Raw genomic sequence first — 25,441 nt, 5'->3', positions numbered from 1 at the left:
CCTATTTTTCCCATTTACTATAAACATTTTTAATTTCATGTAGAACATTATTCCAAGTATTATATTTTATAGGTACTATTTTTTGTGGAATAATTTTATTCTTTGATATTTCTACTATCTTGTCAAACATATCTTCTAAATCATGCTTTTTAAACAATAATTTATTTTCATATTCCTCCAGTATTTCCCTTGCATAAGGATAATCAGCAGCTAAAATTGGAATGCCTTTGGTCTTAGCTTCTTCAAATGGTATTGGATATGATTCGATTTCCGAATTTAAAAACAAACCATAGTAATTCATCAAGTTATATATTTTTTCTCGTTTAACATATCCCATAAACTCAATATTTTTATTATTTCGTGCCTTATCATAAAGACCTTCTGCTAAACTATTTTCCGTTCCATCAATTGTAAATATTATTTTAAAATCATTATCAGTAAACCAATTCATATGCTTATTGATACATTCAATTATTTCATCATGTCGTTTAAAAATAATACTATTTGCAGGATATATTAATCCATTAATTGATTTTCCAATTCTCTCATTAACTGTAATTCCACTTAATTCAATATTAGGTTTAACAGCTATAATTTTATTAATTTTCCATTTTTTTTCCATATTCGCTTTTACAGATTTTGTTTGTACAATAACTTCATTTACCTTTTTTAAAGAAAACTGGGTATATCTTGATAATACCTTTGTATATATAGCAAATTTACGTTCATTAGCATTGAATAGTGAATATTTATTTTTATCTTCTAATAACAACATGTTATGAAAATAAACTATTTGAGGGATATTCCGTACAAATGGAAAACCTGTATTTTGCAGTGAAATTATTAAATCAATCTTATATTTATTAAAATACTTTGAACAAGAAATCAAATCCCATAACAATCTATGACCCCAGCTTTTTTTTACATTAGGTAATTCGATAATATTAATATGGTTATTTTTTTTGTTAAAGTGTTTACAGTTACTAACAAATACAAACCAATTATATTGTTTTGCATCATTGCTGTTGTCGATAAAATCAACAAAGTCTAAAAGAACTGACAATGCTCCACTGTTCTCTGCTGCAATATCAACGATTGCAATGTTCATAGTCGTTTCCTCCATACCATCTTATCAACTATACTTGTATAAGATTGTATCAACTTAACAACCTTGACACTGACATTTTCATCTAAGTAATCAGGCACTGAAATGCCTAAATCACCATTATTATTCATTGATACAGCTAAGTCAACTGCCTGCAATACGTTTTTTGTTGTAATCGACCCAATGATAAATACCCCTTTGTCTAATCCTTCTGGTCTTTCTGTACTTGTTCTAATCGAAACAGCCGGAAATTTAAAATATGAAGCTTCTTCAGGAATAGTACCACTATCCGAAACAACACAAAATGCATTTTTTTGTAAATAATTATAATCATAAAAACCAAATGGCTTTAGGGTCTGTACTAGCGGATGAAACTTAAATTTTCTTTTTTCAATAAATTTTCTGCTACGTGGATGAGTACTATAAATTATAGGCATCTGATATTTTTCAGCCATGATATTGATTGCATTCATTAATCCAAAAAAGTTGTCTTCGTTATCTATGTTCTCTTCCCTATGTGCTGATAATAAAATATACCTTTTTTTCTGTAAATCTAGTTGTTCTAACACCGTACTGGCATTAATTTTATCAATACATCCATGTAACACTTCTGCCATAGGGGAGCCAACTACATATGTTCTTTCTTTTGGAATTCCAGAGGCATTAAGGTATCTTCTAGCATGTTCTGTATAACAAAGATTAACATCGCTAGTTACATCTACTATTCTTCGATTGATTTCTTCTGGTAAATTTTCATCAAAACATCTATTTCCAGCCTCCATATGAAAAATAGGTACTTTCAATCTTTTTGCTGAAATAACGCTCAAACATGAATTAGTATCTCCTAACACTATCAATGCATCTGGTTTTACTTCTTTGATCAGATTGTATGATTTTTCTAATACATTTCCCATTGTAGCCCCTAAATTATCTCCTGCTACACCTAAAAAATAATCTGGTTCTCTTAAACCAAGTTCTTTAAAAAAAACTTCATTTAATTCATAATCGTAATTTTGTCCTGTATGAACAATTATATGATCAAAATATTCATCACATTTTTTCATAATTGCTGACATTTTAATTATTTCTGGTCTAGTACCAAGAATTGTCATTAGTTTTAATTTACTCATACACTTACCACCATACTTTCATAATGCGAATATAACTCCTGATGATTTTGAATCCATTCACACATTTCTTCGACTTGCTTTTCATATGAAGGTACGATAAAGTCAAAATCATTTCGTGTTCTGTATAACGATTTATCCTGAATTACTCCATCCACTTTTTTAACTACTAATTTTTTATCAGTATATTTATTAAACAAATTGATTAATTCATATTTATTTATTGTTTCATTATTAACAAGATTATATAGTCCTGTTAATCCTGTATAACTAGCCCTATGCATGGCCTTAGCCAACGTTAAAGTAGTTACTCCGGTCCAAATAGACTTTTCAAAACCGGTAATTTCACCACTTTGTTTCATGAACCAATTAAAAAGTCCAATACCATTTATGTTGATATCTGGACCAATTATTGAATTTCTAAATGTAAGATTTTTATCATCATTTAATTCTCCCAATGCTTTTGTCTTGTCATAATATGTTTCACCATCAGGAATATCATTTTCTGTATAATGACCTCTTTTCCCAGAAAAAACACAATCAGTACTCATATGTATTATTTTTGTTTTCATATTTTTAGTTACTTTAGCTAAATAGTGTGGCAAGTATGAATTTAATAGAATTGCTTGATCTATATTATTTTCAGCGTTATCATTCAACAATCCTATGCAATTTATCACTATATCATATTTTCCTAATTCAATAAGTTGATGTAGCTCATTAAATTTAGTGGCATCCATAATATAAGTCTTACAATAAGATAATTTTCTCTTTTCTAATCCATCAACTTCTTCCCCTTGTTCTTTTAAATAATTAACAATCATATGCCCAGCCATGCCACCAGCGCCTAAAATCAAATACTTCATTTCCTATTTTCCTCCCCAAGATTCAACTTCACTTTTTACTAAAACAACTTCTAGTAATTTATTTTTAACTTGTTCAAGAGTCATTAATTCAGTATTATTTGAATTAAATTCTGTCAAAACATCTCTTTCAACATTACCTTTGGTAAAATATTTATCATAGTTTAAATCTCTCTTATCGGCTGGTACTCGATAGAAATCTCCCATATCAATTGCATTAGCACATTCTTCATTTGTCAATAACGTTTCATACATCTTTTCCCCATGTCGGATTCCGATTATCTTGATTTCATTATCTGCATTAAATAATTCTCTTACTGCCTGTGCTAAAACCCCAATTGTACATGCTGGTGCTTTTTGAACAAAGATATCACCACTTTCTCCATGTTCAAATGCAAATAACACTAAATCTACTGCTTCTTCTAATGTCATGACAAATCTTGTCATTGTTGGATCTGTAACTGTTAAATCATTTCCTTCTTTTATCTGGTTAATAAAAAGAGGTACTACACTACCTCTTGATGCCAATACATTTCCATATCTTGTACACATAATACTTGTTTTGTCTGGATCAACCGTTCTAGACTTAGCTACAATTACTTTTTCCATCATCGCTTTACTTGTCCCCATTGCATTTACTGGATATGCAGCTTTATCAGTTGACAGACAAACTACTCTTTTTACGCCACATTCAATTGCCGCAGTTAAAACATTTTCAGTACCTAAAACATTTGTTTTAACCGCTTCAATTGGAAAGAACTCACAACTAGGAACTTGTTTCAATGCTGCTGCATGGAAGATGAAATCAACTCCATGCATGGCATTTTTAATACTCTTGATGTCTCTTACATCACCAATATAAAACTTAAGCTTATAAAAAGTATCAGGATATTTTGCCTGATACTCATGTCTCATGTTATCTTGTTTTAATTCATCTCTAGAAAAAATTCTAATTTCTTTGATATCCGTTTCTAGAAATCTCTTTAATACTGCATTACCAAAGGAACCTGTTCCTCCTGTAATCATCAATACCTTATTCTTAAATAACTGATTCATCTTTATCCTCCAAATAACTGATTAATTTTGATAGATATTTATCAAAGGTAAAATGTTCTTTAAAATATTTCCTTCCATTATCCCCTAATTTTTTATATTTACTGTAATTACATATGAAATCATCCAAACTATTTGATAAATCTTTTGTATCATTGTAAGCAGCTATCAAGCCACAATCACTTTTTTCAATCAAATCTTTGGCCCCACCTAATATTGAAGCAATAATCGGTTTACCTGCTCCCATATATCCCTGAACCTTTGATGGCACTGTATAACACACTTTATTATCACATATCAAGGTTAATAAAAAGGCAGATGCTCTCTCATAAAAATCTTTTAACTCTTTCTTATTCTTTCTGCCATGAAATATAATAATGTCATTTAATCCAAGTTGCTCTGTCAGATCTATTAACGCATTCATTTCAGATCCATCGCCAACAAAATCTACGATGATTCTATCTTTATAAAAGCATTGATGCACGCTATTGATAATTAATGATAAATTTTGAGTTTTCCCCATATTCCCAGCAAACAATAAATGTATTTTATCGTCGTAATTGGTTTGATTACTTACTTGTAAAACCCAATCATCACCATAATTAGGCAAATAATTAATTCGATCATCGTCGATATTAAACATACCAATAAGATAATCCTTAAACATTGATGAAGATACTAAAATCCTATCGGCTTTTTTATATAAGTACTTACTGATAGCTTTTCCGGCCCTAAATATAGTTGACTTATCAGTAAATCCATATGTTTTTAGTACTTCTGGCCAAATATCTTGACAATTTACTAGTAATTTAGTTTTTTTATTTTTTAACTTCTTATATAAATAAGCTGGAAATATTTGGGTCACCGGTGAAACCTCATATACATAAACAATATCAAAATCATTGCTTAATTTTAATGCTGAAATACTCGCCATAAACGCATACGACAAATAATTTAATATCATTTTTAATCCACTACCTCTAAGAATGATCGGTACTCTTTTTACCCGAATACCATTGATCATTTCTTCTTGAAATTTATTTTTATAATTACTAATTTTTTTACCAAGTGGATAATTAGGTATTCCTGTTAAAACAGTTATGTCATACCCTTTGTTTGACAAGCTTTCAGCAATATCAGTAATCATAAATTGTTCCGGAAAATAATATTGACTAATAATTAATACTTTTTTATTCATTCGTCTCCACTTCCGTTTCTAGAATGCCTTTGTTTATAGAAACACTATTTATAGGATTCAAGAAATCATAACTCATATTTCCAAATGCTTTATTACACATACCACCAATCTTTCCTGGAAATTTAGATAATATAAAAACAAATGGATTCAATAGCTTTGTCAGGTGTATATTCTTTCCATTTGCTTTTGCTATCTCCTGTACCATCTTTGATGTTGATACATATTCTTCATCCTGCGGAAAATAGATTCCACTATTTTCCTTATTAATACATTCTTTTATGAAATAACATAAATTTCCAATATAAAGCATGCTTCTTTCATTTTTGATATCTGGAAATACTGGTAATTTTTTAGCCAGTTTTGATAGCATCTGATAATTTCCTTTACTTCCAGGTCCATATATCATTGGTGGTCTTAAGATACATATTTTAAAGTTATCATCATCTAATGTTTTTAATTTTATTTCTGCCTGTAATTTACTGTCACCATAAAAATTGGCCGGTTCAGGCTTTGTATCTTTGGTTATTAACTTTTTCTTTCCATAGGGTGCACTTTCCCCATAAACTATAATCGATGACATATAGATAAATTGCTTTACTTTTGATTTTTTAGCTTTTATTGCAGTTTCATATGTTAAATCACAATTGACCTGATAATATAGTTTCTTTCTCTCTTCGCTTACATGTCCTACGTCTGCATGAGCTATCCCAGCAACATGAAAGACTGAATCATATCCACTAAAATCACATTCTTTCCAGTTTGGATTGATCATATCTAATGTATCTATATGATAATCATCTGAATAGTTTTCTTCGATATACTTTTCAAACGATGTACCGATATAACTATTGGCTCCAGTTATTAATATTTTCTTCATGTTATACCACCATCTTTTTTATGTAATTCTCCAGTTCCTCCTTCAACTACTCCATCAGATTTAATAACTGACAAAATAGTTCCAAAGAAGCATTTAACATCAAATAAAAAAGAGATACGTTCTACGTATTCTCCATCTAATTTTGCTTTCACTGGTATTTCTAATTCATCTCTACCATTTATTTGTGCCCAACCGGTCAATCCTGGTCTTACATCATTAGCGTGATACTTATCCCTTTGAGGCACTAGATCATCCTGATTCCAAAGAGCTGGTCTTGGTCCAATGATTGACATCTCACCTTTTAGAATATTAAGTATCTGTGGTAATTCATCTAATGATGTCTTTCTGAGAAAATGTCCTGCCTTAGTAATATACTGATCAGGATTTGCTAACATATGAGTTGGCATATCTTTGGGTGTATCAATATACATCGTTCTGAATTTATAAATATTAAAATATGTTTTATTGATACCAACTCGTTCTTGTTTAAATAATATTGGTCCTTTACTATCTAATTTTATCCAGACACACAAAATTAGAAATACTGGACTTAATACTATCAATCCACAAAGCGATAAAATAAAATCAATAATTCTTTTTATCCCCTTTTTATACATCCATTATCCCCTTTCTTCGATAATATTCTTTCTATCAATAACCATTGAACTACCAATAGTTTCAAATGATTGAATATGTGTTTTTGGTCTGATTACACAATGACCATATATCAATGCAAATTTATCAATGATAGTATCATGATGAATAATCGTATTACTGCTGATAATCGATCCTTCTTTTACTATTGCTTTTGATTCAACTGATGCAAATGGAAAGATAACTGTTCCTTCTTCAATAATTGATTCTGGTGAAATAAAAGACATCGGATCTATCAAAGTGGTAACAGTCAAATTTATTTCTTTACATTTTTTAATTAGCTGATAACGCATTTGATTATTTCCGATCGCTATAAACACTTCATCATAATCATTTTTAAATTTAGATAAATCATTTATTTTACCTACTACATAGTTATCATTTGAATTATCATCTAAAAAATGAATCATATCATATCGATTCATTCGATTTGCAATATCAAAGCAGCATCTTCCATGTCCACCAGCTCCAATTATTAATAACTTTTTCTTCATTTTGATACATCCTCTTCCTTAGGTTTATAAGTTGGTACAATGTCTTTTACTAATAATCGAACATTACTGTCTTCTTTATAAACCGCTTCTTTTAAGTTTGTTAGTTTATTAAAGAATGTTGTTTCATCTAATTCAATTGGTTTACCAATATGGATCAGATGATTTGGTGTATCCTGTAATCCTTCTTCTTTCATTAATAATTCTTCATATAATTTTTCACCCGGTCTTAATCCAGTATATTCAATCTTGATATCAACATCCGGTTCATATCCTGAAAGTTTAATTAAATTACGAGCCATATCTGCTATTTTTACTGGTTCTCCCATATCTAAGATAAAGATTTCGCCACCTTTGGCATAGGCTCCAGCTTGTAAGACTAAAGAAACAGCTTCAGGTATTGTCATGAAATATCTGATAATATCTGGATGAGTTACCGTTACCGGGCCTCCTTCTTTAATCTGCTTTTTAAATAATGGAATGACTGATCCGTTTGACCCTAAAACATTTCCAAATCTGACAGCTACATATTCAGTTTGGGAATGTTTGTTGTAAGTTTGAACGATCATTTCACAGATTCTTTTAGTAGCTCCCATGATATTGGTTGGATTTACTGCTTTATCGGTTGATATCAAAATAAATTTCTCTGTTTTATATTTATCAGCTGCTTTTACGACATTCAAAGTTCCAAACACATTGTTTTTAACAGCTTCATTAGGACTGTCTTCCATCAATGGAACATGTTTATGAGCTGCTGCATGATAAACGATATCAGGCTGATATGTGGCAAACAATTTATCCATTTTCTTGGAATTTCTTACTGAAGCGATCATGACTTCTAAATTAAGTGTTGGATAATTATGTCGTAATTCTAATTGAATGTCATAGGCATTATTTTCATAGATATCAACAATGATCAGCTGTTTAGGACCACTGGCAGCAATCTGACGACATAATTCACTACCGATTGATCCGCCACCACCAGTTACCATTACTACTTTTCCATTTACATATCGCATGATATTTTCCAGGTTGACTTTGATTGGTTCTCGGCCTAATAAATCCTGAATCTCAACATCTTTATAATCACTGATATGAATATCACCATTTATCATCTGATAAATACCAGGTAATCTTTTAATTTGACATTTTGTTTCTTTACAGATATTTAAGATATCTGCCATATCCTGATGATCAATCGAAGGAATCGCTAATAAAATCTCATCAATTTTAAATTTTTTAGCTGCTTCAATGATCTTGTCACGACCACCATAAACACTGACATTATGAATTTGTTTTTTCTGTTTATTAACATCATCATCAATAAAACAGACAACTTGTTTAAAGATCGTTGGATTATAAATAATCTCTCGGTAAGTCTTTTCACCAGCCAAACCAGCTCCAATGATCATTACCCGTTGTAATTCTCTACGACTTTTTGGATGAATATGTAACTTATAGATTCTAAGTAATCGATAAGTAAATCTTGTAAAGCCTAAACATAATGTTAATAATAGAAAATATAAGAAATAACAAGATTCTGGTAAATCGTTATTAGTTATTTCAAATACCGCAATATTGATCAAACTACCCACAATCGTTGCACATACGATATTAAACAATTCGACCATTGAGGCAAACTGCCATAGGCTTTTATACATTTTCATCCAGATAAAAACGATTAAGTTTAATATAATAATGATTGGTAATACCTGATTGATATTCCTTATATATTCTTGATTTATCGTCCCTTCAAATCGAAGTATTAAAGAACCATAAAGCGAAAATATAATACACAGAACATCCACGATCATTAGAATTATCTGTCTGACTCTTATTTTATGGTTATTCATTGTTTTTTAGTTGACTAATGAATCTGTAATCATCAATCAATTCTAATACCCTCTCCCCTTTCTATGTGCTATAAAAGAATTATTGTTATTAATTTGTGATAATATAAACAAAAAAAGAACATAGTCCTCCTACTCAAGATAAACATCTACCTTGAGCAGAAAAACTATGTTCAAATAATTTAGATAATGGCAGAGACAGCCACACGCATTATCTTATTTATTTTACCTGTTTGTTTTGTTTATAAAAAGTCCGGCTTTAATATACCTGTCAAAAAATTTGATATCTAAAACAGCAATCATATCTCTTTTGTCGCTCTTGATGATACAGTTTTCAAAATGAATCAGTGGTCCACCTGTAACAACTGTCTTACCATCTTCTTTATATCCATATGACATTCTAAGAATTCCTCTGTCATCAAGAAGTTTTTTAAACAGATTTACTTCATCTTTAGTAAGTGCTGAAACATCAGTCTTCTTAAGTTCCTTAATAATCCCATCACGTTCTTCGTTTAGTGAATACAATAAATTATCGAATTCAAGTTGATTCAGCTTTGTCTTAATAAAAACATATCCAGGAAACATGACTTTCAAAACTATTTCATCATGTAATCGAAAATAATATTCCATTTTTGGAATATAAGCATAAATACCATCTTTTTTGTTTAACCTAGAACAGACTTTTTCAGCTTTAAGTGTCTGACAGTACAATACATAATAATTCATTCTATTTGCTTCGATCTATCCTTTTTTGAGAACGATGTTTTAAACACTCAAATACTTCTTCATATATTGCAGAGATTAAGATTATCAACCAAGAAGATATCATTATTTTTAGCAATCTCTCCTAATTCCATGATGGCATAATCTAGCATATTTTCAATATGTGTCTGATTATCTTCCATCAGCTTTTGATGCTCTTTATTCATCTTGCCATAAATATTTTTCATTTCAAACATCTTGACTCTCCTATCAGCTTTTGCTGACTACTTCCAATGGTATCTTAATAACTGAATTATTTAAACGAAAATCCAGCATAGCAATACGATGATGGCGATTAATTTTTATAACATAATCCTCAAGCCCCATTATTGGTCCAGTATCAACAATCAGTTTAGAATTGACAATATTGCCAACAAAGTGCCTTATAGTATCTTCGCCATTAAAAAGCTTGTCATATATAGCTGATAAAGATTGCTGAAGAGATAAAGAATTTCCCTGATTTACAAGAGTAACTGAATTTTTAACAGATTCCAAAAACTCCTTATATTTTCTCATAAAAGAAATTTCATCAAGATCACATCTAACAAATACATAATCAGGATACATATTTTTGACAACCCAGCTTTTAACACCATTTATACTGTACCATTTTTCAGTTTTAGGTATAAAAGCAAAAGTATTTTGCTGACTATTGAAGAAATTAATCAAATTTTCCGAAGAATCGGACTTATACCGTAAAAAATACCAATACATTCTTTCACATCTTTCTTTATCATAATTAAATGAAAATAGCAGAATAATCAATTCTACGACAACAAATATATCACAAATAAATTAGAAAAAAAAGTAAAAATGACAAATTTGCCATAATTGAGACATTTATCCTTAGTTTATTATAATGATTGAGTGTTTTAACACCAAAAAATTAATATAAAAAGGAGAATAAGTATCATGACAAACAATAATGAAATTACATTTAAACATTTAACATATGAATGGTTAGAACTGAAAAAGTTATCTGTAAAACAGACTACATATGCAAAATATTCAAATATAATTGATGTTCATTTATCGGATTTATTAGAACAAAGTGAATTATTAAGCTGGAGTATAACTGATTATAAAAGTCTATTAAAAGAGCTATCAGAAAAAGGTTTGGCTGCTGCTACGGTAAAGACTATCATATATGTACTGAAATCAATAATTAACCATGGTGAACGTAATTATAATATTGAACATATCAACCTTTCATGTTTGAAAATAGAGACTTATAAACATGAAATACATGTACTAAATGATAATGAGCGTATCAGATTAGCAGAATTTTGTCAATCAGGATACAGACCGGTACAGATAGCTGTTTATATTAGCATGTATTCTGGAATGAGAATTGGCGAAATTTGTGGATTAAAGTAGGAAAATATAAACTTTGATAATAAAACAATAGAAGTCCTTAGAACTGTTCAGAGACTTAAATCTGATAGTGATAGCAATAGTAAAACCAAGTTACTAATTTTTCCCCCTAAAACAGTCTCATCAAAACGTATAGTGGTAATGACAGATTTTTTAGCAGAATACCTCTATAATTATAAGAATTCCTGCGACCCTGTCTCTTCAGAGCATTTTATTCTTACCAACAGTATAACGATCCCAGAACCAAGGAATATTCAGAGAAATTTTAAAAAAGTTTGTAATATATTAGATATTGATATTAATTTTCACATTTTGAGACATACTTTTGCAACTAACTGCATTAAGTATGATATGGATTTAAAAGTTTTAAGTGAGTTGTTGGGTCACGCTAACATAACAACTACAATGAATTTATATGTACATCCTACATTAGAGTTCAAATCTCAACAGATTAATAAAATTCCTAAATAATGAGTCGCAGAATTGATTATTCTATGACATATTTTTGTATAAATCCCAAATATATCCACAAAAAATTAACGTTTTTTTGTTAAAAAGTTTTAAATACTTTATTATAAGTTATGGAACAATCTAAATGACTGTTTCGTTTATATCATCTTTATGATATAAAGAAACAGTCATTTTTTGCAAATAAATAAAGTACTTCACTGACATCCTCCCACGGTTAAAACCATGGGAGGATGTCAGCTTATTTAATTAAACGCTTCAATACCTTCAATTTCATCAACATCGATAATAGTGATTTCTTCGTTATCAATATTTTCATTATCGCCACCTAATTCAATTTCTTCAACAGTTTCTTCATCAGAATCAGCTTCCTACACTACCGTTTTCTTTGGTTCAGCAACAGTTTTAGCTTCATCTTTCTTAACTTCACCGGTCTCATTATCTACTACAATGTTTTCTTCTGCTTCTTTATCATGAGCTTTCTTGCTTTGATACTTTAACACTATCTTTATATTCAGAATCATTGAACAATACCTTGAACAACTTCTTGATAAGCTCATCCTGTTTTGAAGACATTTTCTGTGGCTATATAGATTTAGAAGCTACATTATTATACATAGGCTGTTGATAATCATTATATGATGTACCTTATACAAGATCTAACCACTCATCATCAAGTTTATCTGCGTTTTGAATCATAAGTTTAAGCTGATTTTCATCAGTAAAAGCACGATGGAAGATTCTCATTTCTGCACAGACTTTTAGAATAGCTGGCATGATATCACCTAATTTAAAATAGTTATATTTTAGCTTGCTGTTATGACCAGACTTCTTTTTTGGAATAAGATTGATACGGTAATTTGCAATAGTCATTTTCTTTCTTAAATCCATTGCTGACCAATCAGTTTTAGTATTTTCATATGGATCAGTAGTTACTTTGGATAGGTTACACTAAATTGTAACAGTTTCTAAGAGAACTGTTACAATTTAGTGTAACCTATCCAAGTTCCCCATTCTGGGACAAAAGAGTATGAGAAGAGAAACATATAAAAGATTTATAATGTCATTTCTGTAAGAAAATTGTATCTGTTATTTTGAGAGTGTAAAATAAACTGTATAAGTTGAGAGCGTACGGCTCAGCTTCACAGTTTTTATTTATATCTATGTTATAATAAAAAAAGAAGAGATATATGAATATGGCAAGAATAAAACGTAATCCTAAAAAAGTTGCACTGGCATAGGCTATTATCGATGCATATGACCCAAAATTTTCCAATTTAGTGAAACATATCATTACTCCATTTAATTTTCATATAATAAGACACACCTGTATCACAATACCGACAATCAATAATATTGATTTAGAAACTTCGCATGATCTAATGAGACATAGTAATATCAATACTACTACGAGCGTTTATACACATATCCAGGAAAAACATAAATAAACACTATTTTTGATAAAAAATGTGATGAAAGAACAAAATAAAAAAGCCCTCAACTAGAATATACTCTAGAATGAGGGCTTAAAGAGATTTTGATAATCCCATAGTATTTATAATGGTCTCCCCTTAGGGATTCGAACCCTAGACCCACTGATTAAGAGATAACGATGTTAAAACGGCTAAACCCTAGTAAAATCAAGGGGTTTGGCAGTTAAAAAAATAATTTGACAACTATTTTGACAACTTTATATTGTTGTATCTTCTATATCAAATGAAACAATTGTATTTTTACTGGTATTGTCTACTATTTGCAAAGTACAATCCAATTCATTACAAATTTTGATAACATCTTGAACAGTAAAGCGATCTTTTGCAAATTTATTATTTAAAGCTTGTCTGCTAGACATATCCAGCAATTCAATAAAATCTGATTGTTTAACATTCTTATAATTAAACAACATTTTTATTTTGTTTTTTATCATGATACCACCTCTTCATATTTATATTATCACATTTTTTAAAATAAATCTATTTGATTATATAATAAATTAAAAATATTTATAAAATAACATAAAAAGTTATAAAAAAGGTTGACAATATAATCAAAAAGATGTACAATATAGTTGTAAGGTAGGGATAGGTAGAACAGAAAAACAAAAAAAGTAAAGGAGATAAGAAAAATGTTAAACAGAAGTAAATTATTTAAAATTGCATGGCAATGTGTTAGAAAATTTAAAGTAAATATTTCAACGGGTTTGAAAATGGCGTGGGCTTGCATTAAACGTGAAGCCTCAGTAAGAAATTATTATGATATAGATAATACATATAATTTTGAATTCAAATTGTGGAGCGGTTATGGTAAGAGACGTGCTTACTATACTACTAATGGAATGAGCAAATATTGGAATAGCAAAAGAAATAATTTTGTTGAATTTTAATTTAAGAAAGAAAAAAATTAAGCAAAATGAAGCGCAACATTTAAAACACTATTTATAAATTTAACCGCATAGTATAAAATATAATAAAGAGAGGTAAAAAATAATGAATAAGACAGTTGAAAAAGCATATGAAATAATGAAAAATGAAGATTATGATATATATAAAACTAATCTTCCAGATTTAGAAGTTGGAGATGTTTGTACCTTCAATGATGTTTGGGACGGAGCTCAATATATCGAACCTGAAGAAGGAAGTTACAGTTATCCAATCGCTGATAATCAATGGATCAATTATATTTGGGAAATTCTAGAAAAAAAAGAAGATGAAGATGAAGTTTTAGATACCATTATTAAAATAACAGATATCGATTATTATAATAAAAAAATCCTAGAGCATTAAGCTCTAGGAAATTTTTTTATATATTTATTATTTATGACAATATCACAATAACCGTTTGAAATTACACTGTATATATCGCCACGGTGTCTTATAAAATATTCTAATCTGATATTTAAATAATTACCGTAGATATCTTGTGCACCTCGTTTTAAATAAACTGTATCATTCATAGTAAACGCCCATCTGATTTTCTAGTTCTTCGCAGAGTTCAAAGTATTTTTTGTATTGTTCCTTAAAAATATCATTATCATCTAATAATGTATCATTGTTACTTTCTAATCTTTTTTTATCTTTTTTTAATTCGTTTATTTCCTCTTGTTTTGCAGAAATATTGCTATTGTAATTTTTTTCTACTTGAACCAAACGAATAGCAAAAAATAAATTAGCTAACAATGAAATACAAATAAATATTTTGAGAAAACTTTTAATATTTGATTTTTTCATAATAATATTAAATATTCATTAATGATTTAATTGTGTTTTTACCGGCAATACCATCAACTTTCAACCCTGCATCTTTTTGATATTGTCTAACAGCAGTCTCTAATCCACTAGCAAAGATACCAGGACATTCGACACCGTTTGGGTTATAACCTCTTAACATTAATAAAATTTCAACCGCAGTGACCATATATTGAGTTTCACCTTTTTTTACATAATGAGAACCTAAAGCTGTTTTTGTTTTAGTTCCATAAGCACCATCTACTGCTAATCCACTTCCATAATCTAAATTGCAAGCATTTTGAACACAACGGATACCATTTTTCTTTGTGTTAGTACCGTAAATACCATCCACTGCAATACTTCGACCAGTGAAATTAATTGAATGTTGCTGTCCTGCTTTGATAATATCTTTAGAAGCATTTGCTACTCCATTATTTACATTATCTACAGCTGTATTTCCCTCGCTCGCAGTACCGTTATTAACATCAACTACTGCATTATAAATTGCTTGTGCAACAGCATCAGCACCTACTGTTAAATAATAATTTGCATCATCTGTATCAACAAAACAAACTTCGATCAGCATTGATTTTGCTTTTGTTTTTCTAATAACATAAAGACCTGTACCTGCTTTAACACCTCTATTTCTGAAACCTAAAGCTGCAATATTCGCACAAGTTTCTAGCGCATCTGCAAATTGACGTCCTTCGTATGTATAAGTTTCTACACCTCGTCCGCCTCCAGCATTGAAATGAATACTAATAAAATAATCTAAATCCTGTCGATTTGCTAAATTTACAGCTTGAGATAGATAAGCATTTTGAGAACTAGCACTATTAATTGTACAATCTACAACTGTATGCCCATTTGCTCTAAATTTATCCATTAATTTATATCCAACATTTCTTGTTTCGTCACTTTCAACAATACGTCCAACTGCCCCACTACCTGGTCCTGATTTTGTATGTCCACAATTAATCCCGAATTTCATATTATTCTTCCTCCTCATTTTCGTTTTCTTTATTAATAATTTTGTCTGCTACTTCTAAACCATTTATCAAAATAGCTGGTACATTAAACCCAGCTTCAACAAAATTTTCAACAATACTTCTTGCTTCATTGACCAGCAAACTTGCTAAAACAAACCATCCTAATAGCGTTGTCACACCTAGATCAATTCCTAACGTATCTCCTAATTCAATAAAAATCGCAGATAACGCAAAAGAAACCATGATCATTAGCCAGTATCCAATTTTTTTTAGGACACCCTGCCATCCTTTTACACTATTTTCTTGTTTAGCAATCCGTGATTTCATCCACCCGGTAATCCAGTCGATTACATTTAGAAGTAAAAATACCGCAAATAACAACCAGTGCTCACCAAAAATAAAACTAAAAAAAGCAATAATGCCTCCAACTATCGCATTATAAGCATCCATATAATTCAAATTATTTAAGACCATTTTTTTCATTTTCCTCACCTTCATATAATATAAAAAAAGGCATTTTTTAGATGCCTTTACTCTAATATGACTGTTACACTGCCGATAAATTGAACCTGATTATCATATGCAGAGTGTATTGCTTTTATTCTACCTTCCTCTGTAACTGAACAACAAGCGTATCCAACTGGTGTGTTAGCTACTCTTAATATTGCTCCACCTTCAAATTCCATATTTTTATTAAAATATGGGGCAGTAGCTAATTCACTTGTTGCTGCGCTTATAGATGAAGTTACAAAATCTATTGTATATATTACAATTTTCCCACGTTTTACATATGTAATTGATCCAACCGCACTTTCTACAGTGCCACGTTCAATAGGAAAAATTTCATTTCCATTTTTATCTACTAATTTTCCATTTGTATTTGGCATAATCGCCCATTTACTAACACTAAAAGGAAACGATTTGAACCCAGCTGGTTTGTGATACTCCTTCTTCATTAAATCGCATTGCATAAATCCCGGTTCGATCGAATGCGATTTTAAAAATAGAAGTATCATTATCACTATCATTTCTAAACTCGGTTGGTTTGTAAATATTCAATACTGTACCTGCCCAATCCGTCGGTGCTCCTGTAGCATAGCTTCCATAAGCGTATAACCCAGTTTCAAAAGTATCGTATTGAACATTATTAACTTTCTTCTTATAAAGAAGAAGTCTAACCGTATCTAACAAAACGTTTCCATTTTTATCTCTAAATTTGCTCATATTTTTAGCAAATAGCTTATATGACTAATTCTTATATTTAACTATAAAATCCAACGGCATAGCGTGGCCATTTACAAATCCACTGCCTTTAGCGATAAAACAAACAGTCTTAGGATCGTTGTTCCAGTTAAGCTGGGCATAATATCTATCTATTTGATCACGTGGATTTGTTGCAGTTCCTCTTAGTGAAAATATAATATTTTCTACTTCTTTTTCTAAAGTAACTGCTTGAGATAATGTACTAGCATCTTGATAAAATAAAGTTGTAGTACCTGTTTCTAGTATCGTTTGATTTGTAGAATTTTTGAATTTAGTCATATACCCACCTCCAAAAAGGTGTGTAGCTATTTAGCTGCACCTCCTCTTTGGTTAGTAGCAGGGGTATAAGATACTGTGTTAGTAAACAGTACCCCCCCCCGAAAGAATTTTTACTGATTTTATCATTATTTTTTACCTCTCTTTCTTTATTTTAGAGAGGTCTTTTTTAGTGCCTTTTAATAACCAATTACTCTATATATAGTTACTTCATTTCCTGCACTTGCTCCGCCTATAGCCTGACTAGTTCCTGTCAATCGCACATTTTTACCTTCAAAATCCATTTGACAGCGATAAATTGTAGTTACGCCATTGATTGTTTGTGCACTGCTTAAGTGCATTCTAGCAGATTTTGAAGTAATCATTTTATCACTACACTGACCTAAGCTAGGATGCGGACGATAGATAACTTCTATATAATCATAATTGTCATATTCATCATTCAAAATAAAATCACTGGTAGTATCGCCATCGTATAAAACAGTCCCAGCTAATATTTTGTTTCCATTTTTATCTGTAAATCTACCCATGTAGGCATTTAAACTTGTAATTAATAGACTAGACCAACAACAATGTTAGAAATATTTCCACCGTGTCCAACTCGAATTTGATTATCTCCCATTTTTTGAAAATAGATTTCATAACCATCAGCAGCCCCTGCTTCATATACTGTAGATTCAGTTGGAAAATGCGGATTTTGAATGAGTGTTAAATTTAATCTCCCAATTGTAATCCATCCATATCCCCAGCCAAAAGCAACAATTTCTTTGTATTTATTCAGGTTGTCAATGGTATAGGTACCTTGATTAGTACCTAATTGAACAAATTTTTCTGGAAGTAAATTTCCTTCTTTATTGTAAAGCCTAGTCATATAACCACCGTGACAAGTCTAAATGCTTGTCACCACACTTTCTTTTACAATTAAAAAGGCACTTAAAAAGTACCTCTTTAATAGTATAAATTTGTATACCCGTGTGTGTGTGTGTGTGTACAACGCACCCGAGCGTTTTAATTTCTCAATCATATTTAATCCTCCTGATAATATACTGCATCATTTAAAGATGTATCATGTTCTGATAATACATCTATTACTTCGTTTATTTTCGGTACAATAACCTGTATTTCATTCCAGATTTCTCTAATATCCGCAGGATTTGACATGTCAATATCTTTTGGAACAGTTAATTTAGTAGGAATCTCAACTGCCATTTATTAGATCACTCCATTTCTCGTAATTGTTGTAAAGTGATTGCCACGTGTAATTTTTTGCTAAGAAATCCCATGTGTTGATAGAAACTCTTATAATAAAATTTTCATTAACATTAACTATATTCTTAGTTAATTCTACATTTAGAATTAGATATTCGCTTTGTGCCATTTATCTTACCTCCAAATCTAAGACATCAATAAGTGTTTCATCAGCAATTACATACTCGCAGTAAACTTTATATTTTGCCTTTTCTAATTTTGTCGTATCAATTGTAAAAATGATATCATGTTCGTTAATAGACGGAGTTATCTCTAATGCAACTGTAGCATATTGTTTTATCTCTACATTTGCTCTTAGGATAGAGAATTCTTCATCTAGACAGCTTTTAACTTCTAGAGTTACTTTTCTAATTTCACCCTTATAAAATTTTAATTTATCTACACTGCATTGCATTTGCACACATCCTTTACGCTTAAATTAAATCTGGTATTTTCATACATTTGAACATGAAAATTATCTTTGATACGACAATAAAAATTAGATATTAAAGGCATTATATGTATACCGTTCGTATCTACAACAAATAAAGCTTTAGACATATATGCTTGATTTCCTGCTAAATCCCATGCATATATATCAACATAATATTCACCGATAGCTACGGAAGGCATAGAGCCTTTCCATAGTCCATCGTTTTCATCTAATTCTAAAATAACCTCGAATTGAGGATTTTTAGCTATTACTCGATTAACCATAATTAATCCGTAATTTTTACCGCTAGAACATATGTGCTACCGGCATCAACTGGATTTGGAGTGATACTAACTTCTGTAATAACAGGCGGTTTTGTATCTAAGTTAACCGTTCGAGTAACTGTAGTTTCGATACCTGCTGCAGAAGTAGCAACAAACGTTAATGTGTTTGCACCTTCCTTTGTCAATGTAACGTTTCCGCTAAATGAGCCTCCTGAAATGTCAACGCTTTGTGCTTGCCCGTTATTGATTTTAACAGTCAAACTAGCCCCGTCTGTAGTACCACTGTAAGCAACTGTTGTGTTGTTTGTCCAAATATTGTTCGTTGGAGCATCAACAGATAGATTTGGTGCAGTAGCCAAGACATTAAATGTAACTGTTTCAGGCTCAGCAGCGTTTCCGTCATTATCTGATGCATTAACAGTAACAGTATGTTCACCATCGTCCAACGGTTCTGAAGGTGTATATGTAAACTGATATCCGTCTTCAATGCTGGAATTTTGTAACCCTGACACTTCTACGTTATCAATTTTTAACTTAACAGATGTTAAGCTTACACCGGAATCATTGTCAGTAACTTTAAATGTTACTTGTGGTTTATTTTGTGGTGTTAACTGCCCTTGCGTAGGACTAATAATCTCAATAATAGGTGCAACTTTTTCTTTTACAACTAATTTCAAATTATCTCCCAAATTAGGATCAGTATCATTTTTTGTTGTAACATTATCAGCCATATCTGTTACTTTAACTTCAACTGGATAATAATGATCATCATTGTTGTTAAAGCTGGAAGTCGCCGGAGCTGTAATTGTAGCTTCATACTTACCAGTTCCAGAATTAAGAGTTAATGTATACTCCTGTCCGTTTATTGTCGCTTTTACACTTTTTATTGCCATATATTCTCCTTTCTTTATTCATCGAAAAAAACAATCATGTTTTCATCAATATTTCTTATATCTTCTGTTTCTGTAACACTGTTAACTCCAGTAGTAATCTTATACAAAGGAATATCATAGATGTTTCCATCAGCTAAAATATTTTCTTCTTTTAACAGTGTTACAGTTGTAAATTCACCTTCATGGGTTGCCGGCTGGGTCATATCAATTCGAACAACGATATAACATTCGCTGTTTGATGGTAATGTCAATGTATCTGTTCCATCACAATATATATGATGCCCATATACCATTGCTCCACCGGCTTTTAAAGTGGCTTGCAGATTTGATATAGAAACTTCCATTTCGCTTTCGTAATCTTTAAAAATAGAATGTTTTTTATATCCGCTCAAAAAATAATATAAGGCAGCATCCTGCTTTGCTGAAATATCAGCATCATTATCTGCCATCACTTTAATTGACAAGGTTCCACCTCCTGATAAAATTTTCTTTATTCTGATACTGATCAAGAAGTCGATGCGGACAGTATTTTGTTCTATCGAAATCATTGTGGAAATAAATCGGCAGATTGCCTAATTCATTTCTTATCATCTGTATCAGAAGAATTGTATTTTCAACTGCTTTGTTAAATTCTTCATCATTGCCCTTTGAACATATTTCAATAGCAATAGTATATTTATTACCGTTGTCATACGCTTTCCCTGTGTGAAATGCCTGGACATCAAGGGGCATTGCCTGAATTGCAATATCTTTATCAACAAAAAAATGAGCTGAATAGCTCATTGATGAATTCAGCATGAGCTGATAATTTTCTTCGGCTGAATACTGATTATTTGTGTTATGAATAGTAATACCTAGAGCGGTCATTGACCCTCCGCTAAACTGCAATTTTTTATTTTCATCTATCATTGAAAATACCTCTCGCTTGCTTTAGTCCTTACTTTCCCAAAAGTCATTGTGACTATATCTAAATCGCCTTTTTCTTCTAAATCAAGTTCATAAGCAGTCCAAATAGTTTCATAATATTTTGCCTTGACGCTGATAATAAAATTACCGCCTAATTCAAAAGTGTAATAATCATATAATTTATTATCAAGCATCATATTAACGACAATTTTATGATTATACATTTCTTTTTCAAGATTGTTCGCTACGACTGTAGACAGTTCTTCATCAGAATTAACGATATTTGTATTAACTATATTTAAACGGGTAAGATCATTTGCATCCTGAGTAACTCCGTTTTCTGTCAGATAGTAAATACCTCTTTTTTGAGTACCGTCCTGATTATAGATAACAAGTTTATTTGTTGACTGCACTTCTATGGTTGGAGTAATACTTGTCAACACCACAGTATTATCTATAAATTTATGCACTCCAGTATTTACTGGACCGGTAAATATTGTACTCTGTCCTTCATTAAGCGGAATGTCGACCGTTATTTTTACACTATAATCATCAAACATTTTAAGCAACTGTTCATAAACATTAAGCGTATGTACTTCTGTATAATCATATTGCCATCCCCGTGGACATTCATCATCATGTGAAATTTCAAACTGCTCAATCAGCTCTGAAATTTTAGGATCATCACTGTTATTGTTTTTATAATGATTTAATATATATTCTGTTCTTTCATTGCAGTTTGAATTGCTGTAAGAACCGATTTGATAAAAATCATTATCATCAAATAGAGTTAAAATTCCATTTGCATCAATCTGAATATCTTCTATCTGTTTAATAACACCAGTGTACAGTTTTTTACCGTATGCATCGATTAAAATTACAATATCACCTTCTACAGCGGCGTTTGGAACTGTTTCGAGTTTAAAACTGCTGTTTTGAGAAGTAAGCAAATCCTCTCTTACATTAAATGAAAGAACTCTGGCATAACCGTATGCTTTTTCATTTAATGCAAAACGTCCTTTAAAATACAAACGAAAATAACCTTTTCTAGACTGATGCATATTCATCTCTCCAGCTTACACTTATTTTTCCATCAAATTCGTCTGCAAAAGTAAATTTCATTCCTGATTTTCCAGGCCTTAGATAGCAGAAAGTTAAATAAGCCTTATTAGGCATCGCAATAGAAAAATCCTGATAGTTAACAGCATTATTAAGCCATGCACCATCTTTGCTTAATTTTATTTCTTCTTCTAAATCATCAGAATTGATATATACATAATCGAATTCTCCGTTTATACGACAGATACCATATACATCACCGTTTTGATCATATAATGAAAAAGCCGGATTACTGCATTCTCCTTCGATTTCAATTATCAAAGGAACACTTGATGGACTGTTGTTATTTAACGTTATATTTTCATAGCCGGCACTTGCATACGCATATGGCCGGTTTAGATTGTATTTTTTTCCAGTATTCTTTTTTGCTGTTGCAACAACAGTTTTTAAACTATTGTTTCTCCACATTGTCAGCGGTGTGAATACTACATTGCATCGCAACATATTCGTTTCATAATCAACTTCACCTTTTTCGATACTGCTTAATACTATTTCTCTATAAAAAGAATAATTAGACATTGCCGGGGTCTGATAATGCAGAAACAACGGCAGTACACTAGCAAATTTAATAAACTCTGTATAAGCATCATATGCAAGTGCATTATCATCATTGTTTTTCAAAAGCAGTTCACCGCTGATATTATTCAAATCATCGGTGATACTGTTAAGTTTTTGAGCATTGCCTAATCTTGTTAAAGTTACAGTAGCTGTAAATCCTAATCCGGCAGGATTATTAAGAAAACCGTCTTTAAAATCAGTAAGATCAAATTTCTGTCCATTTCCGTTGATAAGCCAGAATTTTCTAACAGCCATCTTTATCGCCCTCGCCTTCCTAGATTTTCATCTACTATATCTGTAATAACATTTCCCCATTTTCTCAACGTTTGAACTGAAATTGGGGTACCGTTATTAGTCACATTAAAATTTGTACTTAAATATAAAGTAGTATCTCCGCCATTTACACTATTGCCAAATCCACCACTATCAAAAAGACCTGAAGCTGAGCCTAATATGTTTGAAGCTTCAGATGATTTTTTAGCTATCTCTTCAATTTTATCATCAACACTTGTTAAATCATCAATGTGTTCAATAATCCATTTAAATCCCTCGATGATTTCATTTACACCATCTGCGATAGCAATAATTATATCTCGAATCACTTCGAATGCTTTTGTTTTAGAAAAAGCATCATATGCATTATTGAATGCATCTTTAACATCGACCATAAAGTTGTATAGTCCTTCAAAAACATCTATCAATCCATCTAAAATAGGCTGTAAGACCATACTTACAATATCTGCTACCTCTTTAAATGCATTCCATAATTTTTCTACTAAAAATGTAGCTACGGCCCCGATAACAGGCATTATGTACGTATTGAACCAGTCCCATAATTTTTGTAAGATTGGTATCACAGTTTCACTGATAAACGTTGATATCGTCTCGAATGCAGTCTGCAATGCGGGTAATACCTCTGCTGCAATAGTATTAATAAGATTTCTAAAATTTTCGTTTGTGTTATACAGATATACAAAAAGTGCAATCACACCAGCTATCACCCCGGCTATGATCGCAAACCTGGAATTCAGTTTTCCAAAAACTCCTTCTAGTGCACTTACTGCTCCTTTCAGTTTCGTTACAATAGTTATCACTGGACCAATTGCAGCTGCAATTCCTGCTACTGCTGCAATTATTACTTTTATCTTAGGGTCAAGATCATTGAACCATTTTAAAAGATCGGCTACAAATTGAGTGACCTTCGCTACGACCGGTTCCATTGTTTTTCCTAAATCAGAAATCGCTTCATTAAGATCGTATTGTGCATCACTGTTTTCAATAAGACTTTTATTGTTTTCTCTATACGCCTTATTAACATCTGCAAGTCCAGCACTGGCAAGCGTATCTAAGACAAGCTGCTGTTTTTCAGCTTCGGTCTTACATTTTTTCAGTTTTTCAGTGAAATTATCTGCACCTATTCCTAAACGGTCTAATAATTCTCCAAACTGCCCAGTTGCTTCACCGGTTGCTAATGTTTCCTGCAAACCGTCTGCTAAACTTTCTATTTTTAAAGTATCCGGAAACTTGATAACCGCCCCGCTTAATTCTTCAACGACCCTTGTAAGGTTGTTATCTTTAAAACCAGCCTGCAATAGATTTGATAATCCTTCAACGTTACTGTCGCTTTCACCGGTGATTGCATTCAAATCTTTTAATGCCTGATTGGTAATTTCAAGATTAGCGCCTGCTGTCAAAGCATTTGTTTCAAGCTTTGCCACATCTTCACGGTATTCTTTAGTTGCCTGAGTAGTTGCAGCGGTAGCAGTTGCAATTGCTGCAATCGGTTTAGTCAGTTTATCAGTCAGCGTATTACCGATTTTTTCAGCATTGTCTGCAAGACCGTTTATTGCTTTTCTTACTTTGCTTAAATTCTGATTATCAACTTTTTTTAAAGCATCTTCAGTATCTTTTATATATCTATTACATTGAGCTATATTTTTTTCAGCTGTTGCAATATTTTTCTGTAAAGTAAGCCACTGATCAGAACCAATATCTGCTTTATCCATTTTACTAAGTTCAGCATTGTATTTTTCAATCAGCGATTCATTCAATTTGACCTGCTGCTGAAGTGATTTTAAACGCTGATTTAATTTATCGACATTTTTAGGGTCAAATTTAAGATGCGAATTAAGGGTCATTGACTCTTTTTGCAGTTCATTTAATGCCTTTTTTGTACCGGTGACAGTATCCTGAAACTCTTTATCATCGCCATAAATTTGAATTGTTAAGCCTTTGACTTTTGTTGTCCCTGACATGTGTCACCATCCTTTCTGACAAAAGAAGCAACCTGCTGAGGGGTTGCTTTCTTTCTTACTTTTTTAGAATTTAAACTTAAACTGCTGATAGATTCCATTAAATTAAACAGAGTTTTCCATGTTTGCTGTCCGGCCCATGTAAGATCAATGTTTAATTTTATTAATAGA

The 25,441-nt window shown here is 31.2% G+C and carries 38 protein-coding genes; 5 read left to right on the top strand and 33 right to left on the bottom strand.

Annotation, left to right across the window (positions count from 1 at the left end; all coding sequences use genetic code 11):
- Window position 1: 1 nt before the first annotated feature.
- The 12 genes from B5F09_RS06855 to B5F09_RS06805 all read right to left on the bottom strand — a co-directional run bounded on the left by B5F09_RS06855 (window position 2) and on the right by B5F09_RS06805 (window position 10,694).
- Entirely contained in the window at window positions 2–1,108 is a 1,107-nt protein-coding gene (locus B5F09_RS06855; RefSeq protein ID WP_158095824.1) for a glycosyltransferase, read from the bottom strand.
- The gene (gene wecB, locus B5F09_RS06850) at window positions 1,105–2,235 is read right to left on the bottom strand and encodes a non-hydrolyzing UDP-N-acetylglucosamine 2-epimerase (protein ID WP_087373046.1); all 1,131 of its coding nucleotides are present in this window, start codon (window positions 2,233–2,235) and stop codon (window positions 1,105–1,107) included. The genes B5F09_RS06855 and wecB overlap by 4 nt, the downstream gene beginning before the upstream one ends.
- Window positions 2,232–3,098: an SDR family oxidoreductase gene (locus B5F09_RS06845; RefSeq protein ID WP_087373043.1), complete on the bottom strand. Its 867-nt coding sequence runs from the start codon at window positions 3,096–3,098 to the stop codon at window positions 2,232–2,234. The genes wecB and B5F09_RS06845 overlap by 4 nt, the downstream gene beginning before the upstream one ends.
- A gap of 3 nt (window positions 3,099–3,101) precedes the next feature.
- A complete protein-coding gene (locus B5F09_RS06840) occupies window positions 3,102–4,151 on the bottom strand; it encodes a nucleoside-diphosphate sugar epimerase/dehydratase (protein WP_087373040.1) in 1,050 nt (349 codons plus the stop codon).
- Window positions 4,135–5,346: a glycosyltransferase family 4 protein gene (locus B5F09_RS06835; protein WP_087373037.1), complete on the bottom strand. Its 1,212-nt coding sequence runs from the start codon at window positions 5,344–5,346 to the stop codon at window positions 4,135–4,137. Before B5F09_RS06835 ends, B5F09_RS06840 begins: the two co-directional genes overlap by 17 nt.
- Window positions 5,339–6,223, bottom strand: coding sequence for an NAD-dependent epimerase/dehydratase family protein (locus tag B5F09_RS06830; RefSeq protein WP_087373034.1), 885 nt, complete (start codon window positions 6,221–6,223; stop codon window positions 5,339–5,341). Before B5F09_RS06830 ends, B5F09_RS06835 begins: the two co-directional genes overlap by 8 nt.
- Window positions 6,220–6,840 (bottom strand): sugar transferase, encoded by a 621-nt coding sequence (locus B5F09_RS06825; RefSeq protein ID WP_087373031.1) that lies wholly within the window; start codon window positions 6,838–6,840, stop codon window positions 6,220–6,222. The genes B5F09_RS06830 and B5F09_RS06825 overlap by 4 nt, the downstream gene beginning before the upstream one ends.
- Before the next feature lie 3 nt (window positions 6,841–6,843).
- Entirely contained in the window at window positions 6,844–7,371 is a 528-nt protein-coding gene (locus B5F09_RS06820) for a hypothetical protein (protein ID WP_087373028.1), read from the bottom strand.
- Complete coding sequence (locus B5F09_RS06815) at window positions 7,368–9,182, bottom strand: polysaccharide biosynthesis protein (protein ID WP_394335295.1); 1,815 nt, start codon at window positions 9,180–9,182, stop codon at window positions 7,368–7,370. Before B5F09_RS06815 ends, B5F09_RS06820 begins: the two co-directional genes overlap by 4 nt.
- Window positions 9,183–9,443: 261 nt before the next feature.
- Window positions 9,444–9,944 carry a transcription termination/antitermination NusG family protein gene (locus tag B5F09_RS06810; protein ID WP_087373022.1) on the bottom strand — a complete coding sequence of 167 codons (501 nt, stop codon included), beginning with the start codon at window positions 9,942–9,944 and terminating at the stop codon, window positions 9,444–9,446.
- 59 nt (window positions 9,945–10,003) lie between these two features.
- The gene (locus tag B5F09_RS14860; protein ID WP_158095823.1) at window positions 10,004–10,177 is read right to left on the bottom strand and encodes a hypothetical protein; all 174 of its coding nucleotides are present in this window, start codon (window positions 10,175–10,177) and stop codon (window positions 10,004–10,006) included.
- A gap of 13 nt (window positions 10,178–10,190) precedes the next feature.
- On the bottom strand, window positions 10,191–10,694 hold the full coding sequence (locus B5F09_RS06805; RefSeq protein ID WP_087373019.1) for a transcription termination/antitermination NusG family protein: 504 nt from the start codon (window positions 10,692–10,694) through the stop codon (window positions 10,191–10,193).
- 198 nt (window positions 10,695–10,892) lie between these two features.
- Here B5F09_RS06805 and B5F09_RS06800 point away from each other — a divergent pair, with 198 nt between their 5' ends.
- Together B5F09_RS06800 and B5F09_RS15420 are read left to right on the top strand one after the other, a co-directional pair.
- On the top strand, window positions 10,893–11,357 hold the full coding sequence (locus B5F09_RS06800; protein WP_087373016.1) for a hypothetical protein: 465 nt from the start codon (window positions 10,893–10,895) through the stop codon (window positions 11,355–11,357).
- A gap of 6 nt (window positions 11,358–11,363) precedes the next feature.
- Window positions 11,364–11,825, top strand: a complete 462-nt coding sequence (locus B5F09_RS15420) for a site-specific integrase (protein ID WP_394335296.1) — start codon at window positions 11,364–11,366, stop codon at window positions 11,823–11,825.
- A gap of 368 nt (window positions 11,826–12,193) precedes the next feature.
- On the opposite strand, the gene B5F09_RS14855 is transcribed toward B5F09_RS15420, so the two are convergent.
- Window positions 12,194–12,346 (bottom strand): hypothetical protein, encoded by a 153-nt coding sequence (locus B5F09_RS14855; RefSeq protein ID WP_158095822.1) that lies wholly within the window; start codon window positions 12,344–12,346, stop codon window positions 12,194–12,196.
- A 124-nt stretch (window positions 12,347–12,470) separates the two neighbouring features.
- A complete protein-coding gene (locus B5F09_RS15300) occupies window positions 12,471–12,599 on the bottom strand; it encodes a hypothetical protein (RefSeq protein WP_255375664.1) in 129 nt (42 codons plus the stop codon).
- Between the two features lie 503 nt (window positions 12,600–13,102).
- Between B5F09_RS15300 and B5F09_RS15415 the strand changes: the two genes are divergently transcribed.
- Entirely contained in the window at window positions 13,103–13,270 is a 168-nt protein-coding gene (locus B5F09_RS15415; protein WP_158095821.1) for a tyrosine-type recombinase/integrase, read from the top strand.
- A gap of 242 nt (window positions 13,271–13,512) precedes the next feature.
- On the opposite strand, the gene B5F09_RS06785 is transcribed toward B5F09_RS15415, so the two are convergent.
- Window positions 13,513–13,749, bottom strand: coding sequence for a hypothetical protein (locus B5F09_RS06785; RefSeq protein WP_087373007.1), 237 nt, complete (start codon window positions 13,747–13,749; stop codon window positions 13,513–13,515).
- 198 nt (window positions 13,750–13,947) lie between these two features.
- On the opposite strand from B5F09_RS06785, the gene B5F09_RS06780 reads away from it, so the two are divergent.
- Window positions 13,948–14,205 carry a hypothetical protein gene (locus B5F09_RS06780; RefSeq protein ID WP_087373004.1) on the top strand — a complete coding sequence of 86 codons (258 nt, stop codon included), beginning with the start codon at window positions 13,948–13,950 and terminating at the stop codon, window positions 14,203–14,205.
- Between the two features lie 103 nt (window positions 14,206–14,308).
- Window positions 14,309–14,605, top strand: a complete 297-nt coding sequence (locus B5F09_RS06775) for a hypothetical protein (RefSeq protein WP_087373001.1) — start codon at window positions 14,309–14,311, stop codon at window positions 14,603–14,605.
- On the opposite strand, the gene B5F09_RS14850 is transcribed toward B5F09_RS06775, so the two are convergent.
- The 18 genes from B5F09_RS14850 to B5F09_RS06685 form a co-directional block, all read right to left on the bottom strand.
- Complete coding sequence (locus B5F09_RS14850) at window positions 14,602–14,775, bottom strand: hypothetical protein (RefSeq protein ID WP_158095820.1); 174 nt, start codon at window positions 14,773–14,775, stop codon at window positions 14,602–14,604. The two genes, B5F09_RS06775 and B5F09_RS14850, sit on opposite strands and share 4 nt — an antisense overlap.
- Window positions 14,768–15,049: a hypothetical protein gene (locus tag B5F09_RS06770; RefSeq protein WP_087372998.1), complete on the bottom strand. Its 282-nt coding sequence runs from the start codon at window positions 15,047–15,049 to the stop codon at window positions 14,768–14,770. Before B5F09_RS06770 ends, B5F09_RS14850 begins: the two co-directional genes overlap by 8 nt.
- A gap of 7 nt (window positions 15,050–15,056) precedes the next feature.
- Window positions 15,057–16,040, bottom strand: coding sequence for an N-acetylmuramoyl-L-alanine amidase (locus B5F09_RS15010; RefSeq protein WP_204215247.1), 984 nt, complete (start codon window positions 16,038–16,040; stop codon window positions 15,057–15,059).
- 1 nt (window position 16,041) lies between these two features.
- A complete protein-coding gene (locus B5F09_RS06760; RefSeq protein WP_087372995.1) occupies window positions 16,042–16,521 on the bottom strand; it encodes a phage holin family protein in 480 nt (159 codons plus the stop codon).
- 47 nt (window positions 16,522–16,568) lie between these two features.
- Window positions 16,569–16,925 (bottom strand): hypothetical protein, encoded by a 357-nt coding sequence (locus B5F09_RS06755; RefSeq protein ID WP_087372992.1) that lies wholly within the window; start codon window positions 16,923–16,925, stop codon window positions 16,569–16,571.
- A 19-nt stretch (window positions 16,926–16,944) separates the two neighbouring features.
- On the bottom strand, window positions 16,945–17,262 hold the full coding sequence (locus B5F09_RS06750; RefSeq protein WP_087372989.1) for a hypothetical protein: 318 nt from the start codon (window positions 17,260–17,262) through the stop codon (window positions 16,945–16,947).
- A gap of 24 nt (window positions 17,263–17,286) precedes the next feature.
- A complete protein-coding gene (locus B5F09_RS06745) occupies window positions 17,287–17,580 on the bottom strand; it encodes a hypothetical protein (RefSeq protein WP_087372986.1) in 294 nt (97 codons plus the stop codon).
- Window positions 17,581–17,756: 176 nt separating this feature from the next.
- Window positions 17,757–18,107 carry a hypothetical protein gene (locus tag B5F09_RS06740; RefSeq protein WP_087372983.1) on the bottom strand — a complete coding sequence of 117 codons (351 nt, stop codon included), beginning with the start codon at window positions 18,105–18,107 and terminating at the stop codon, window positions 17,757–17,759.
- A gap of 20 nt (window positions 18,108–18,127) precedes the next feature.
- Window positions 18,128–18,448: a hypothetical protein gene (locus B5F09_RS06735; RefSeq protein WP_087372980.1), complete on the bottom strand. Its 321-nt coding sequence runs from the start codon at window positions 18,446–18,448 to the stop codon at window positions 18,128–18,130.
- Window positions 18,449–18,603: 155 nt separating this feature from the next.
- On the bottom strand, window positions 18,604–18,786 hold the full coding sequence (locus B5F09_RS06730) for a hypothetical protein (RefSeq protein ID WP_087372977.1): 183 nt from the start codon (window positions 18,784–18,786) through the stop codon (window positions 18,604–18,606).
- Between the two features lie 169 nt (window positions 18,787–18,955).
- Window positions 18,956–19,240 (bottom strand): hypothetical protein, encoded by a 285-nt coding sequence (locus B5F09_RS06720; protein ID WP_087372973.1) that lies wholly within the window; start codon window positions 19,238–19,240, stop codon window positions 18,956–18,958.
- Window positions 19,225–19,542: a PF13754 domain-containing protein gene (locus B5F09_RS06715; RefSeq protein ID WP_087372970.1), complete on the bottom strand. Its 318-nt coding sequence runs from the start codon at window positions 19,540–19,542 to the stop codon at window positions 19,225–19,227. The genes B5F09_RS06720 and B5F09_RS06715 overlap by 16 nt, the downstream gene beginning before the upstream one ends.
- 2 nt (window positions 19,543–19,544) lie before the next feature.
- The gene (locus B5F09_RS06710; protein WP_087372967.1) at window positions 19,545–20,435 is read right to left on the bottom strand and encodes an Ig-like domain-containing protein; all 891 of its coding nucleotides are present in this window, start codon (window positions 20,433–20,435) and stop codon (window positions 19,545–19,547) included.
- A gap of 14 nt (window positions 20,436–20,449) precedes the next feature.
- Window positions 20,450–20,899: a hypothetical protein gene (locus tag B5F09_RS06705; protein WP_087372964.1), complete on the bottom strand. Its 450-nt coding sequence runs from the start codon at window positions 20,897–20,899 to the stop codon at window positions 20,450–20,452.
- Window positions 20,889–21,302 carry a peptidoglycan recognition family protein gene (locus B5F09_RS06700; RefSeq protein ID WP_158095819.1) on the bottom strand — a complete coding sequence of 138 codons (414 nt, stop codon included), beginning with the start codon at window positions 21,300–21,302 and terminating at the stop codon, window positions 20,889–20,891. Before B5F09_RS06700 ends, B5F09_RS06705 begins: the two co-directional genes overlap by 11 nt.
- A gap of 38 nt (window positions 21,303–21,340) precedes the next feature.
- Window positions 21,341–22,402 carry a hypothetical protein gene (locus tag B5F09_RS06695; protein WP_087372958.1) on the bottom strand — a complete coding sequence of 354 codons (1,062 nt, stop codon included), beginning with the start codon at window positions 22,400–22,402 and terminating at the stop codon, window positions 21,341–21,343.
- Window positions 22,389–23,273, bottom strand: a complete 885-nt coding sequence (locus tag B5F09_RS06690) for a phage distal tail protein domain-containing protein (RefSeq protein WP_087372955.1) — start codon at window positions 23,271–23,273, stop codon at window positions 22,389–22,391. Before B5F09_RS06690 ends, B5F09_RS06695 begins: the two co-directional genes overlap by 14 nt.
- Before the next feature lie 2 nt (window positions 23,274–23,275).
- On the bottom strand, window positions 23,276–25,273 hold the full coding sequence (locus tag B5F09_RS06685) for a hypothetical protein (RefSeq protein WP_087372952.1): 1,998 nt from the start codon (window positions 25,271–25,273) through the stop codon (window positions 23,276–23,278).
- Between the last annotated feature and the right edge of the window lie 168 nt (window positions 25,274–25,441).

Source organism: Erysipelatoclostridium sp. An173, assembly GCF_002160495.1.
Classification (GTDB): domain Bacteria; phylum Bacillota_I; class Bacilli_A; order Erysipelotrichales; family Coprobacillaceae; genus Thomasclavelia; species Thomasclavelia merdavium.
This window is presented reverse-complemented; position numbering and strand designations above follow the sequence as displayed.